Raw genomic sequence first — 12,645 nt, forward strand, 5'->3', positions numbered from 1 at the left:
CCGCCGTGCTGGCGGCGAAGGCCCGGCCGGCCGAGGCGGGGCGTGGTCGCGGCCGGCGCGGGAACGGGCCGCGCAACGTGTGGGAGCTGCTGCCCGGGGTCGCACCCGAGCTGGCCGAGTGGGCCGCGTTCTTCGGCGCCAACGCCGGCAAGCGCGCCGCGGCTCAGGCCGGCCTCCCCGGCGCGGTCACCCCGCGCGAGGCCGACGACCTGCTCCGAGAGGCCGACACGTTCCTCGGCCTGGTCTGCGTCATGCTCGGGCTGCCGTACCAGGAGCCGCTCGACGGCCCGGTCGTGGCGATCGTCCCCGGCGCGGCGTGACCTCCGGCGCGGCGCGGTCTCCGCTGCGAGCAGCCCGCGGGTGCGGCCGCGTCGCCCGGCCGGGAAGTCCTGGGGCGGCCGCCGCGTTATAGAGGTGTCTTGTGTCGTCTGTCCGATGTCGGGGAGTGCCGCCATGCCGAGCCGCAGTGAGCTGTACGAGCTCGTCGAGGAGCCGTCCGGGCTGGAGTCGCCGGTCCTGGTCTACTGGTTCGACGGCTTCATCGACGCGGGCCGGGCCGGCGGCGGTCTCGTCGACCACCTGCTCGCGACCCTCGACACCGAGGTCGTGGCCCGCTTCGACGTCGACACGCTCGTCGACTACCGCGCCCGCCGGCCGGAGATGCGCTTCGCCGACGGCGCGTTCCAGGACTACGACGCGCCCGAGCTGACGCTGCGGCTGGTCCGCGACGACGTCGGCTCGCCGTTCCTGCTGCTGTCCGGCCCCGAGCCCGACGTGCGGTGGGAGGCGTTCGTCTCCGCGGTCACCGACCTCATCGAACGGCTGGGTGTGCGGCTGTCCATCGGGGTGCACGGCATCCCGAACCCCGTCCCGCACACCCGTCCGCTGAGCGTGCTCACCCACGCCAACCGGCCCGGGCTCCTCGACGACGCCGCGCTGGTGGACGTCGAGCTGCGGGTGCCCGGCAACGTCGCCTCGCTGCTGGAGTACCGCCTGGGCCAGAGCGGCCACGACGCCATCGGCCTGGTCGCGCGCGTCCCGCACTACCTCGCCGAGTCCGAGTACCCGCAGTCGTCGCTGACGCTGCTGCGCGCGCTGAGCGCCACGACGGGTCTGCTGCTGCCGTCGGGTGAGCTGGCCGAGGCCGCCCGCCGCACCGACGAGCTGGTCCGCGAGCAGGTCGAGGGCAACGACCAGGTCGCCAAGGTCGTCCACGCGTTGGAGAACCAGTACGACGCCTTCGCCGGCGGCGACACCCGCGGCAGCCTCATCGCCGAGCAGCGCGCCGTGCCCAGTGCCGACGAGATCGGCGCCGAGCTCGAGCAGTTCCTCGCCGAGCTCGACGACCGCGCCGACACCGACGACGACCGCGACGACGACCCCGGCGACCGCTGACCGCCCGGCCCCCGGTGACGATCAGTCCGGGGGCCGACGCGACGAACCCGGCTACTCCGAGTCGGAGGGACGGCGCATGCGGTTGGTGAGGTTGTCGAACAGCTTGCCGCCCGCGTCGCCGAGGCCGCTCATCACGTCGCGCAGCGTGCTGATCAGCGGGTCGGACGTCCGGTTCCACGACTCCTGGTACGACTTCGCGGCGTTGCGGACCTCTTGGCTGATGGAGGCGTCGCGGTCGTCGGAGCGGCGCGGGTAGTCGCCGGCGAGGATGCGGCTGTACTCGCCCGACGCCGCCCAGCGGTCGAGCTCGGCCAGCCGCACCACGGCCTGCGGATGCGTGCGGCCCATCAGGCTCACCAGCTTGATCACGCCGTCGCGGGCGTCCTCGCCGGCGTCGTACTCGCGGGCCTGCTGCAGGAACGCGTCGATGTCCATCTCGGCCAGCCGCGAGCCGCCGGCCATCTTCATCAGCGAGCGCTTGGCCGCGGCGGGGTCCTGCGACGACAGCAGGCCGGCGCGGTCGGCCGACAGCTCGGACTTGCGCTGCCACTCCTCGAGCGCGAAGACGATGGCCCGCAGTCCGACGTAGCCGAGCGGGATCCACGCGACCCGCAGCGCCAGCCGGGTCAGCATGAGCAGCAGCGTGCGGTAGACGGCGTGCCCGGACAGGATGTGCCCGACCTCGTGGCCGATGGCGAAGCGCCGCTCCTCGGCGTCGAGCAGGTCGAACAGCCCGGTGCTGAGGACGATGAACGGCTTGTCCGTGCCGATGGCCATGGCCCGCGGGTTCGGGTCCTGGACGATGTAGAGCTCGGGCCGCTCGACGTCGAGGATGTGGGCGGCGTCGACGACGTCCTGGTAGACGTCGCGGAACTGGGTCTCGCCGACCCGGACGGCGCTGGACAGATAGTGCAGCCGCAGGCTGCGCTCGTTGAACAGGCCGGACATCTTGCGCAGCAGGGTGTCGAACCCGCGCAGCGATCGCATGGCGACCAGCGCGCCGCGGTCGGCGGGGTGCTCGTACGCGCGCGAACTGAGGTCGGGGAAGCGGACTCGGCTGCGATCGGGCTCAGTCGTCATGGTGCCATCGTAGACCGCCCTATTGACAATGCACATACTCGGTATACATGCTGTGCTCCCACAAGACCCGGAGCCCGAGAGGGAGCACGTTCGTGGGCGTCACCCGCCGCATCGTCCTGCCGACGATCAAGATCCTGCTGCTGGCCGTCATCGCGGTAGCTGCCGTCCGCCTCGCGTTCGGCGGTGACGACGCGTCGAACGCCGGCGACGACCCGGCGGTGCCGTCGGTCGACATCGTCCAGCCGGAGGTCCCGGCGAGCATCGGCACCGTCGTCAACACCGTCGAGGTCGACGCGGTCATCACGGCCGACGCGCCGACGCCGGTCCGCGCGACCGACGGGGGAGAGGTGACGGTGTTCCTGGCCGAGCCCGGCGACATCGTCGAGGAGGGCGATCCGCTGCTCGAGGTGGTCTTCGAGGAGGAGGGCGAGCCCACCACCGAGACCGACGACGAGGGCAACGAGGTCGAGGTGCCGGGCGAGCCGGTCCGCCGGTTCCGCACCATCGAGGCGCCCGCCGCGGGCACCGTCGGCGAGTACGACGTGCTCGTGGGCGAGGCCGTCGCGGTCGGCGACACCGTCGGCAGCATCGCCACCGGCGGCTTCACGGTGTCCGGCGCGCTGTCCGCGGAACAGCAGTACCGGCTGGTCAGCGGCCCGACGACGGCCGAGGTCCAGGCCCGCGGCGGCCCGGCACCGTTCGCCTGCACCGAGCTGCGCACCGGCAGGTCCGCGTCCGGCGGCGACGGCGGCGGGGACGAGGGCGGCGCCGCACCGCTGCCGCCGGACCCCATGGCGCCGCCGGAGCAGGGCGGGTCCAGCACCGCCGTCTCGTGCGCCGTCCCGCCCGACGTCACGGTCTTCGACGGGCTGGCCGCGACGATGGTGATCGAGGCCGGCCGCGCCGAGAACGTCCTGGTCGTCCCCGTCACGGCGGTCGAGGGCGCGTTCGAGTCCGGCAACGTCTGGAAGGTCGGCCCGGACGGCGAGCCGGTCGAGACGCCGGTGACGCTCGGCCTCACCGACGGCGAGCTGGTCGAGATCCGCGAGGGCCTGGCCGAGGGCGACGCCGTCCTCGAGTTCGTGCCCGGCGCCGCGCCGGAGGACGAGGAGCTGCTCGGTCCGGAGATGGTGGGCGAGGCGGGATGAGCCTCATCGAGCTCGACGGCGTCGGCCGGACGGTGATCCTGCCCGACGGCGAGCGCCTGGAGATCCTGCGCGACGTCACGCTCGCCATCGAGGTCGGTGAGCACGTCTCGATCGTCGGCCGGTCAGGGTCGGGCAAGTCGACGCTGCTCAACCTCATGGGCCTGCTCGACACACCCACCGACGGCGAGTACCGGCTGGAGGGCAGGCCCACCGCGGGCCTGTCGCAGCGGCGGCGGGCGAAGCTGCGCGGCGCCGGGTTCGGGTTCGTGTTCCAGCAGTTCAACCTGCTGCCCGGCCGGACGGCGCTGCAGAACGTCGCCGCCCCGCTGCTCTACTCCGGCGGCCGGGACTTCTGGCGCCGCAACCGGCTGGCCGCGGACATGCTGGAACGGGTCGGCCTGGGCGAGCGCGCCGACACCATGCCGGAGAAGCTGTCGGGCGGCGAGCAGCAGCGGGTCGCCATCGCGCGCAGCCTGATCCGCTCGCCGCGCGTGATCCTGTGCGACGAGCCCACCGGCGCCCTCGACGTGCAGACCGGCACCGAGATCATGGACCTGCTCGACGCGGTCGCGGCGGAGTCCGGCGCGACGCTGGTCACCATCACGCACGACACGATGGTCGCCGCGCGGGCCCACCGGCATTACCGCCTCGACGCCGGTGTGCTCGGCCCGCTGGACCCGGCCGCGCTGGCCCCGCCCCGTCAGGTGGTGGCGTCGTGACGGCGCTGGTGGCGGCGTTCGCCGAGGCATGGGACGAGGTCCGCATCCACAAGGTCCGCGTCATCGTGTCGCTGATCGGCGTGCTGATCGCCGTCGCCGCGATGACGGTGATCACCGCCCTGGGCGACATGGCCCGGCAGGCCAACGCCGAGCATTCCGAAAGCACCAGCGGCCGTCCCGCGACGCTCCAGGTCAGCGCGTGGACGCAGGACGGCTCGCTGCTTCCGGCCGAGACGCTGACCGCGGCGTACGCCGAGATCGTCGAGCGGCACTCCGTCGCCTACTCGTCGGTCCTGAGCAGCACCGAATTGCGGTTCCGGTTCGCCGACGGGACCGAGCCGGTGTGGGGCTCGTTCATCGACCCCTCCTATGGCGAGATGCACCGCATCGAGCCGGAGCACGGCCGGTGGTTCACCGCCGCCGACGAGCGCCGGTTCGCGCCCGCGATCGTGGTCAACACGGCGTTCCACCAGCGGATGGGCGAGCCCGACCTGCGCACCGACCCGACGGTGGTCATCGGCGGCGAGCGGCCGGTGCGGGCGACGGTCATCGGCGTCACGCCGAACGCCTACAGCGACGAGATGCCGTCGGCGTACCTGCTCAACGCCCACCAGGCGCAGTGGGCGATCCAGGGCCTCTACCCGAGCCCGCCGACGCTGGAGCTGTGGGTGCCGCCGGAGAGCGCCGACGAGCTCACCGGCGTGCTCACCTCCGACCTCGCCGGCCTGCTCGGCGACGACCTGCAGGTCGACGTCTACCGGCTGGACCCGTCGGACTTCGACGTCATCGACGGCCAGCTGCAGTGGGTCATCCGCGGCGTCAGCGTCATCGCGTTGGGCATGGGCGCCCTGGGCCTGGTGAACATCGCGCTGGTCACGGTCCGGTACCGGGTCCGCGAGATCGGGGTGCGGCGCAGCTTCGGCGCCACGTCGGGACGGGTGTTCTTCTCGGTGATGATGGAGAGCGTGTTCGCGACGGCGGTCGCCGGGCTGGCCGGCGTCGTGCTGGCCGTCGCGATCGTCGAGAACGTGCCGATCGAGGAGCTGATCGGCGGCAGCGTCACCGACGTGCCGCCGTTCCCCGTCCGGGCCGCGGTCGAAGGCCTCGTCGCGGCGACGGTGGTCGGCGCCCTGGCCGGGATCCTCCCCGCCACCGTCGCCGTCCGCGTCAAGGTCATCGACGCCATCCGCTTCTGAATGATCACGTTCACCACGAAATCTCGTGTCGCACTACGCCTGCAATCGTGGTGACGCTCGGATAATCCTCGTGATGTGCGCGGCAACCGCTTTCCCCGCGTCGGCCCGGGCCACCACCACGATTACCCGAGCGTCACTACGCCTGCAATCGTGGTACAGCACGGGCTTTCGTGCTGAACGTGATCATTCCCGGGCGGGGTCAGTCGACGGCGACCACCGTCGTGCTGGAGGTGTCGGCGTAGCCGACCAGCCCGAGGTACGGCACGTCGGCCTCGAGGCCGGTCCACGCGACGGTCACGTCGGCGGGCCGGCCGGCCCGGCCGGGCAGCGGGTCGGGCGTGAGGGTGGCGTTGCCGGCCGCGTCGGCGCCGACGGCGAAGTTCCGCAGGCCGAAGCCGGTCGCCGACCCGTCCGGGCTGGAGAACAGGTGCACCAGCACGTGGTAGGTCCCCGGTTCGGGCGCGGTCAGGTCGATCCGTTCGCTCGCCGCGCCGGTGGCGCCGTTGACCGGCACCTCGGCGCCGTCAGGACCGTAGACGTACATGTCATAGTCGGCCGACTCGTCCGCCGCGACCAGGTCGAACCGGGCCAGCGACGTGCCCTCCGGCACCTCGAACGCCACCAGCTGCGACGACGCGTTGCCCTCCGGGTCGGGCGCCGCGCCCGGCGTCAGCGACCCGTCGGTGACCTCACCCGGCACCAGGCCGCGCAGCGTGAGGTCGACGTCGCCGGTCGTCGAGGTCGTCACCGGGAAGGTCACCGAGCCGTCCGTGCCGCCGCCGGTCACCTCCCCGGGCGCCGCGACGGCGACCGGGCGGGCCACGATCGGGCTGCGCACCGTCGTTCCGGCGCCGCTCCAGGTCAGCGTGCCGTGCGCGTACTCGTCCAGCGCCGCGCGCGTCCGCGTGAGGGTGACCTCGAACGTCTTGCTCTGCCCGGGCCGGCCGAAGGACAGGACCGACGGCGTGACCCGCGCGGTGAACCCGGGCACGTCGATGCTCGCGCGGTACAGGCCCGGCGTGACGGCGGTGGCGGTGCGGGTGATCGTCTGCCGGCCGGCCAGCGCGCCGACCGCGATGGACGGCTGGTTGAGGTCGGACGGGTCGATCGGCTCGACGCCCGGCACGCCGGTGTCCTCGCCGGTGCCCTCCATGAACGCCAGCCACTCGCGCACGCCGGACTCGTACACCAGGCCGGGGTCGAGGAACCGGGCCGGGTCGACGTGTCCCGCGCCGGCGTGGAAGCGGTCGCGGTCGGGCTCGCCGGAGGGCAGGACGAGGTCGTACGCCGTCGTCATCATCGCCGACTTGATCGCCGGCGCCGACCACTCCGGGCGCTCGGCGCGGATCAGCGCCGCCAGCCCGGCGACGTGCGGCGCCGCCATCGACGTGCCGGAGAGGAAGTCGAAGTCGTTGCCGTCGTGGGGTCCGGGCGCGACCGCCGCGAGCACATCGACGCCCGGCGCGGAGATGTCCGGCTTGAGCAGGTCGCCGCCGTTGGCCAGCGCCGGGCCGCGCGAGGAGAACCCGGCCAGCACCGGCCGCGGCGTCGGCGGCAGATCCGTCCGGTCGCCCACCAGCAGCGCCGCGGTGGCGCCGTCCGTCGCCGCGTACTCCCGGATCGCCGTCGCGTCATCCGCGCCGACGTGCACGGCCGGGACGGAGTGGAAGTCGGCGTTGAGCGTCTCGGCGGGGTCGAGGTTGCCCAGCACCATGCCGACGCCGCCGGCGCGCTCCACCTCGGCGGACTTCGCGACGCGGTCGTAGACGCCGCGGTCGCAGATCACCACCGCGCCGGCCGCCCGCGCCTCGTCCAGCGCCGACGGCGCGCACAGCGCCGCCTCCTCGGGGTCGGCGCCGGACGCCGCGATGTCGCGGCCGTGGACCAGCGCGGTCTGCTCCGGGACGCCGGCGTCGCTGATCATCGAGCCGCGGAAGCGCCGGCCGTCGCCCAGTTCGACGGTGCCCTCGTAGACCTGGTGGGTGCTGGCGGCGACGGTGGTGACCCACGGGCTGTTGTGTGCGACGGTCGACTCGCCCGGCCCGGAGTTGCCGGCCGACGCCGCCACGACGATGTTCGCCGACGCCGCGGAGAGGAACGCCAGCTCGACCGGGTCGACCAGCGTGTCGGTGGCGCCGGAGATCGAGTAGTTGATGACGTCGACGCCGTCCAGGATCGCCTGGTCGATGGCGGCGACGGAGTCCGACGGATAGCAGCCGCCGGTCGCCTCGTCGTCGTCCTGCCAGCACACCTTGTACGCCGCGATGGACGCGCCCGGCGCCATGCCCGAACCCTCACCGAACGCGCGGCCGTTCACCGACATCGGCACGCCATGGTTGCCGGCCGCGGTGCTCGCGGTGTGGCTGCCGTGGCCGTCGCCGTCGCGGGTGGAGAGGTGCTCGTTCGGGTCGCGGTGCTCCGACGGCACGTTGGCGACGAAGCCGTCGTCGTAGTAGCGGGCCGAGACGAGCTTGCCGTTGCACAGGCCGGCGGTCCAGTGCTCGCCGGGCTCGCACTCGCCGGTGAACGTGTCGCCGTTCGCCTTCAGCACGGCCGTGCCGGTCGCTGACGTCCGGTAGGCGGCGCCGACCTCGCCGGTCGGTGCGTCCGCCAGCGGCGGCCCGGCGAACGACGCGCTCTCGGGCCAGATGCCGGTGTCGATGACGCCGACGACGACGCCGCGACCGGCCTCGGCCGTCCCGCCGAGCGACGCCCACACGCCGTCGTCGCCGGTCAGGCCGAGGAACTCCGGCGACGCGACGGTGTCGGCGGCGCGCGGCACGTCGGGCACGACGGCGAGCACCCGCGGGTCGGCGGCCAGCTGGGTGGCCTGCTCCGCGGTGAGCTCGGCGGCGAACCCGTTCACCGCCACCGTGTACTGGTACAGCGGCTCGGCGCCGACGCCGGCAGCCAGCTCCCGCTGCCGCTCGCCGAGGTGCGCCCGGTAGTCGCGGACGGCGCGGTCGCCGGCCCGCAGCCGCTCGCCGTCGGCCGGCGCCGTGGCCGCCAGCCCCCGCACCCCGCCCTCATAGGTGGCCGCCGGCGGCTCCGTCAGGACGACGACGTACGAGCCGTCGGCCTCGTGGCGCGGGGGCGGCGCGGCGAGCTCGCCGGACGGTGCCGCGCCGGCGACGGCGGTCGAGGCGGCGGCTGCCGCGACGACGCTCGCGAGCGCGACGACGAGGCGGGTACGGCGGGGCGGGTGCGCCACGGGCTTCCTCCGGGAGTGCTGACATTCGTCATGGGCCGGCCCCGCGTCCGTCATCGAGGCCGGTGACATCGCCCACCGGTTCAGGCCGCGTGCCCCGGCCACGATGGGGTCATGGGAGACATCGAACCATCGCGGGCGGCGCGAGGAGGCGGACATGGCTGAAGCGGTCGAGGTCTCGGACGTGCGCCGCAGCTACGGCGGCTACGAGGCCGTGCGGGGCGTGACGTTCTCCGTCGCGCGCGGCGAGCTGTTCGCGCTGCTCGGTACGAACGGCGCCGGCAAGACGTCCACCCTCGAGGTGGTCGAGGGGCTGGCCCGGCCCGGCGGCGGGCGCGTCCGGGTGCTCGGCCGCGACCCGTGGGCCGACCGCGCCGCCGTCCGGCCGCGGATCGGCGTCATGCTCCAGCAGGGCGGGTTCCCGGCCGACCTCACGGTGACGGAGACCGCGGCGATGTGGGCGGGGACGCTCACCGCGCCGCGGCCGGTCGCCGAGGCGCTGGAGCTGGTGGATCTCGCGCACCGCGCCGGCGTTGCCGTCAAGCAGCTGTCCGGTGGCGAGCGACGCCGCCTCGACCTCGCGCTGGCCGTGCTGGGCCGGCCGGACGTGCTGTTCCTGGACGAGCCGACCACCGGGCTGGACCCGGAGAGCCGCCGCAACACCTGGGAGCTGGTCCGCACGCTGCTGGACGACGGCGTCACCGTCCTGCTGACCACCCACTATCTCGACGAGGCCGAGGAGCTGGCCGACCGGCTGGCGATCATGCACCAGGGCCGGATCGTGCGCACCGGCACCGTCGCCGAGGTGGTCGCGTCGCAGCCGGCGACGGTGTCGTTCGCGCTGCCGCCGTCGGTGCCCCGCGAGTGGCTGCCGGAGCTGCCCGGTGCGCTCGTCGTCGACGACGGCCACCGGGTCGAGGTGCACACCGACACCATGCAGGCGACGCTGACCGGTCTGCTGCTGTGGGCCCGCGACCACGACGTCGAGCTGCGGGAGCTGTCGGCGCGGCCGGCGTCGCTGGAGCAGGCCTTCCTGGCGGTGGCGTCGTCGGAGGAGAAGGAGACCGAGCGAGCGGAGGTGGCGGCCCGATGAGCCGACCGGCTGATGTGATGACCGCCCTGCTGACGGCCGGAGCGGCGCGCCGGGTGCGCGCGCTGGCGACGGCGGAGGTGCGGTTGCTGGTGCGCAACCGGACGGCAATGTTCACGGCGCTGGCCCTGCCGGTGCTGACCGTGATCCTGCTGAGCGGCATCGGGTTCGGCGAGGAGACCGACCTGCCGCTCGGCGCGGTGGTCGTGACGATGCTCGCCGGGTTCGCGCTGCTGTACGTCGTCTACTACAACCTGGTGTCGGCGTACGTGGCCCGGCGCGAGGACCTGGTGCTCAAGCGGCTGCGGGTCGGCGAGCTGCGCGACGCGGAGATCCTGGCCGGGACGGCGCTGCCGTCGGTCGTGGTGGCGGTCGCGCAGGTGGTGCTGACGGCCGTCGTCGCGGCGCCGGCGTTCGGCATGGACGTGCCGCCGAACGCGCTGCTCGCGGTGCTGGGGGTCGTCGGCGGCGTGGTGATGTTCGTGCTGCTGGCCGCGGCGTCGACGGCGTTCACCCGCAACGTCGAGATGGCGCAGGTCAGTACGTTGCCGGTGCTGCTCCTCTGCATGGGCAGCCTGATCTTCTCCGGCGTCGTCGTCCCGGCGGACTCGGTGCCGGACCGGGTGCGCGACGTCGCCCAGTTCATCCCGCTGACGCCGATCGTCGACCTGATCCAGCTCGGGCTGACCGGGCAGACACCGGACGGCGACACCGTCGGGTTCGCCGCCAGCTGGGCCGAGGCCGCCGCCCCGCTCGCCGTCATGGCCGCCTGGATCGCCATCGGCGCTTGGGCGCTGCGGCGCTGGTTCCGGTGGGAGCCGCGAGGCTGACGCCCGCGGCGTGACAAGCTGATGTCCGTGTCGATGGTGAGCCGATGGTGGGTCGGGCGCAGTGCGCCGCAGCGCTTCGACCTCTACACCCGCGGCAGCCTGTACTCGATGATCGCGGCCGAACCGGTGGTCGCCCTGTTCGTGGTGTCCGCCGGCGCCGGCGCCGCGTCGCCCTCGGCCGCCGTCGTCTTCGTCGCCCTCGCCGCCGCCCATGGCGTGGTCGGCACCGTCGTCCTGCGGGCCGGGATGGAGTGGTATCTCGGCCGCGGCGACTGGCCGTACCGGTGGACGGTGGCGCTGGTCGTGGCGACGGTGTGCGTGTCGGCGCTGGCGGTCGCGGTGTTCGGCTGGGAGCCGCCGCCGGCGCCGGGTGAGATCACCGGCGGCGTGGTCGCGCAGCTCGGCATCATCGTGATCGTCGGCTTCGCCGTCGGCGCGCTGACGCCGCGGCTGGAGACGTCGCGGTTGCTGATGCTGGCGCTCGGGCTCGGCGCGGTCGTGCCCGTGGCCGGGCTGCTGAGCGACTGGCCACCGCGCAGCGCCGTCGCCACCGGTCTGGCGGCGGTGCTCGGCTGGCTGGCCGGGTGGGCGGCGTTCCGGGCGTCGGTGTGGATGCTGGGCGTCGTGTGGGAGCTGGACCGGTCGCGGCAGGTGCAGGCCGATCTCGCCGTCGCCGAGGAACGGCTGCGGTTCGCCCGCGACCTGCACGACATCCTGGGCCGCAACCTGTCCGTCATCGCCGTCAAGAGCGAACTGGCCGCCGCGCTGTCCCGGCGCGGCCGCGACGAGGCGGCCGAGGAGATGATGGCCGTCCGCGACATCGCCCAGGAGTCGTTGCGCGAGGTCCGCGAGGTCGTGCGCGGCTACCGCGAGGTCGACTTGACGACGGAGCTGGCCGGCGCCAGGTCGGTGCTGCGGTCGGCCGGCGTCTCGACGCGCGTGGTCGGCGAGGTGTCACCGCTGCCGGCCGACGTGCAGACCGTGCTCGGCTGGGTGGCGCGCGAGGGGACGACGAACGTGCTGCGGCACAGCTCGGCGTCGACCTGCGTCATCACGCTGGCCCGCCGGGACGGCTGCGTGACGCTGACGATGGAGAACGACGGTGTGCGGGCGCCGTCGGACGGGGCGAGCTCGGGCCCGGGGAGCGGGCTGTCCGGGCTGGCCGAACGGTTGCGTGAGCTCGGCGGGTCGTTGTCGGCCGACCGGCTCGACGGCGACCGCTTCCGGCTCGCCGCCCGGGTGCCGTCGGGGGTGGTCGGCTCGTGATCCGCGTCCTCCTGGCCGACGACGAGAACCTCATCCGGTCCGCGCTGCGGGCGCTGCTGTCGCTGGAGGACGGCATCGAGGTCGTCGCCGAGGCCGCGACCGCCGACGAGGCGCTGGCGATGGCGCGGTCGGTGGTTCCCGACGTGGCCGTGCTGGATCTGCAGCTGCCCGACCGCGACGGCATCGCCCTGGCGGCCGACCTGCATGCACAGGTCCCCGGCTGCCGGACGATGATCGTCACCAGCCACGGGCGGCCCGGGTACCTCAAGCGGGCGCTCGCCGGGGGAGTGGGCGGCTTCCTGCCCAAGACGGTGTCGGCGTCCGTGCTGGCCCAGGTCGTCCGGACCGTGCACGAGGGCGGCCGGTACGTCGACCCCGAGCTGGCCGCCGAGGCGATCAGCGCCGGCGACAGCCCGCTGACCGCCCGCGAGGCGGACGTCCTCGAACTGGCCGCCGAGGGCGCGCCGGTCGAGGAGATCGCCCGTCGAGCCGCGTTGACGCCGGGGACGGTGCGGAACTACCTGTCGTCGGCGGCGTCGAAGCTCGGGGCCGCCAACCGGCACGAGGCCGTCCACGTCGCTCGTCGGCACGGTTGGATCTGAGGGTTCGCTTGGTATGTGGCGTTGGTGGGGCTCCCCGTCCCCCTGCTGCCCCATTCTCTCGCCGCGAACCCGCGCCTCAAGTCCGCCATGGAGTCGCTTCGCGACGAGGGG

At 73.8% G+C, this 12,645-nt stretch carries 11 protein-coding genes; 9 read left to right on the forward strand and 2 right to left on the reverse strand.

All coding sequences use genetic code 11. From position 1 onward, the window contains the following. Positions 1-320 (forward strand): SAV_6107 family HEPN domain-containing protein (locus DY240_RS32125; RefSeq protein WP_233552799.1); only part of this gene is annotated, 320 nt, incomplete at its 5' end. Positions 321-453: 133 nt separating this feature from the next. Next, positions 454-1,395 carry a proteasome assembly chaperone family protein gene (locus tag DY240_RS19455; protein ID WP_119661504.1) on the forward strand — a complete coding sequence of 314 codons (942 nt, stop codon included), beginning with the start codon at positions 454-456 and terminating at the stop codon, positions 1,393-1,395. Between the two features lie 51 nt (positions 1,396-1,446). On the opposite strand, the gene DY240_RS19460 is transcribed toward DY240_RS19455, so the two are convergent. Further along, on the reverse strand, positions 1,447-2,475 hold the full coding sequence (locus tag DY240_RS19460; RefSeq protein WP_119661505.1) for a M48 family metallopeptidase: 1,029 nt from the start codon (positions 2,473-2,475) through the stop codon (positions 1,447-1,449). Between the two features lie 92 nt (positions 2,476-2,567). Between DY240_RS19460 and DY240_RS19465 the strand changes: the two genes are divergently transcribed. Genes DY240_RS19465 through DY240_RS19475 form a run of 3 tightly spaced genes read left to right on the forward strand, consistent with a single transcriptional unit; the run spans position 2,568 to position 5,538 of the window. After that, the gene (locus DY240_RS19465) at positions 2,568-3,623 is read left to right on the forward strand and encodes an efflux RND transporter periplasmic adaptor subunit (protein ID WP_119661506.1); all 1,056 of its coding nucleotides are present in this window, start codon (positions 2,568-2,570) and stop codon (positions 3,621-3,623) included. Then, positions 3,620-4,342: an ABC transporter ATP-binding protein gene (locus tag DY240_RS19470; RefSeq protein ID WP_119661507.1), complete on the forward strand. Its 723-nt coding sequence runs from the start codon at positions 3,620-3,622 to the stop codon at positions 4,340-4,342. Before DY240_RS19465 ends, DY240_RS19470 begins: the two co-directional genes overlap by 4 nt. Next, a complete protein-coding gene (locus tag DY240_RS19475) occupies positions 4,339-5,538 on the forward strand; it encodes an ABC transporter permease (protein ID WP_119661508.1) in 1,200 nt (399 codons plus the stop codon). The genes DY240_RS19470 and DY240_RS19475 overlap by 4 nt, the downstream gene beginning before the upstream one ends. Positions 5,539-5,737: 199 nt before the next feature. On the opposite strand, the gene DY240_RS19480 is transcribed toward DY240_RS19475, so the two are convergent. Next, positions 5,738-8,749 (reverse strand): S8 family serine peptidase, encoded by a 3,012-nt coding sequence (locus tag DY240_RS19480; RefSeq protein ID WP_199701816.1) that lies wholly within the window; start codon positions 8,747-8,749, stop codon positions 5,738-5,740. Between the two features lie 154 nt (positions 8,750-8,903). Between DY240_RS19480 and DY240_RS19485 the strand changes: the two genes are divergently transcribed. Genes DY240_RS19485 through DY240_RS19500 form a run of 4 tightly spaced genes read left to right on the forward strand, consistent with a single transcriptional unit; the run spans position 8,904 to position 12,534 of the window. Next, positions 8,904-9,839 (forward strand): ABC transporter ATP-binding protein, encoded by a 936-nt coding sequence (locus DY240_RS19485; RefSeq protein WP_119661509.1) that lies wholly within the window; start codon positions 8,904-8,906, stop codon positions 9,837-9,839. Next, a complete protein-coding gene (locus DY240_RS19490; RefSeq protein ID WP_199701817.1) occupies positions 9,836-10,666 on the forward strand; it encodes an ABC transporter permease in 831 nt (276 codons plus the stop codon). Before DY240_RS19485 ends, DY240_RS19490 begins: the two co-directional genes overlap by 4 nt. A 33-nt stretch (positions 10,667-10,699) precedes the next feature. Then, positions 10,700-11,932, forward strand: coding sequence for a sensor histidine kinase (locus DY240_RS19495; protein WP_233552801.1), 1,233 nt, complete (start codon positions 10,700-10,702; stop codon positions 11,930-11,932). After that, a complete protein-coding gene (locus DY240_RS19500; RefSeq protein WP_119661512.1) occupies positions 11,929-12,534 on the forward strand; it encodes a response regulator transcription factor in 606 nt (201 codons plus the stop codon). The genes DY240_RS19495 and DY240_RS19500 overlap by 4 nt, the downstream gene beginning before the upstream one ends. The last annotated feature ends 111 nt before the right edge of the window (positions 12,535-12,645 follow it).

It is taken from the genome of Jiangella rhizosphaerae (assembly GCF_003579925.1).
Classification (GTDB): Bacteria; Actinomycetota; Actinomycetes; order Jiangellales; family Jiangellaceae; genus Jiangella; species Jiangella rhizosphaerae.

What these genes read in the sequence shown, in the direction of transcription:
- DY240_RS19485 (WP_119661509.1), top strand. Translation starts at nt 8,904, where the DNA reads ATGGCTGAAGCGGTCGAGGTCTCGGACGTGCGCCGCAGCTACGGCGGC.
- DY240_RS19490 (WP_199701817.1), top strand. Translation starts at nt 9,836, where the DNA reads ATGAGCCGACCGGCTGATGTGATGACCGCCCTGCTGACGGCCGGAGCG.
- DY240_RS19460 (WP_119661505.1), bottom strand. Translation starts at nt 2,475, where the DNA reads ATGACGACTGAGCCCGATCGCAGCCGAGTCCGCTTCCCCGACCTCAGT.
- DY240_RS19455 (WP_119661504.1), top strand. Translation starts at nt 454, where the DNA reads ATGCCGAGCCGCAGTGAGCTGTACGAGCTCGTCGAGGAGCCGTCCGGG.
- DY240_RS19470 (WP_119661507.1), top strand. Translation starts at nt 3,620, where the DNA reads ATGAGCCTCATCGAGCTCGACGGCGTCGGCCGGACGGTGATCCTGCCC.
- DY240_RS19495 (WP_233552801.1), top strand. Translation starts at nt 10,700, where the DNA reads ATGGTGAGCCGATGGTGGGTCGGGCGCAGTGCGCCGCAGCGCTTCGAC.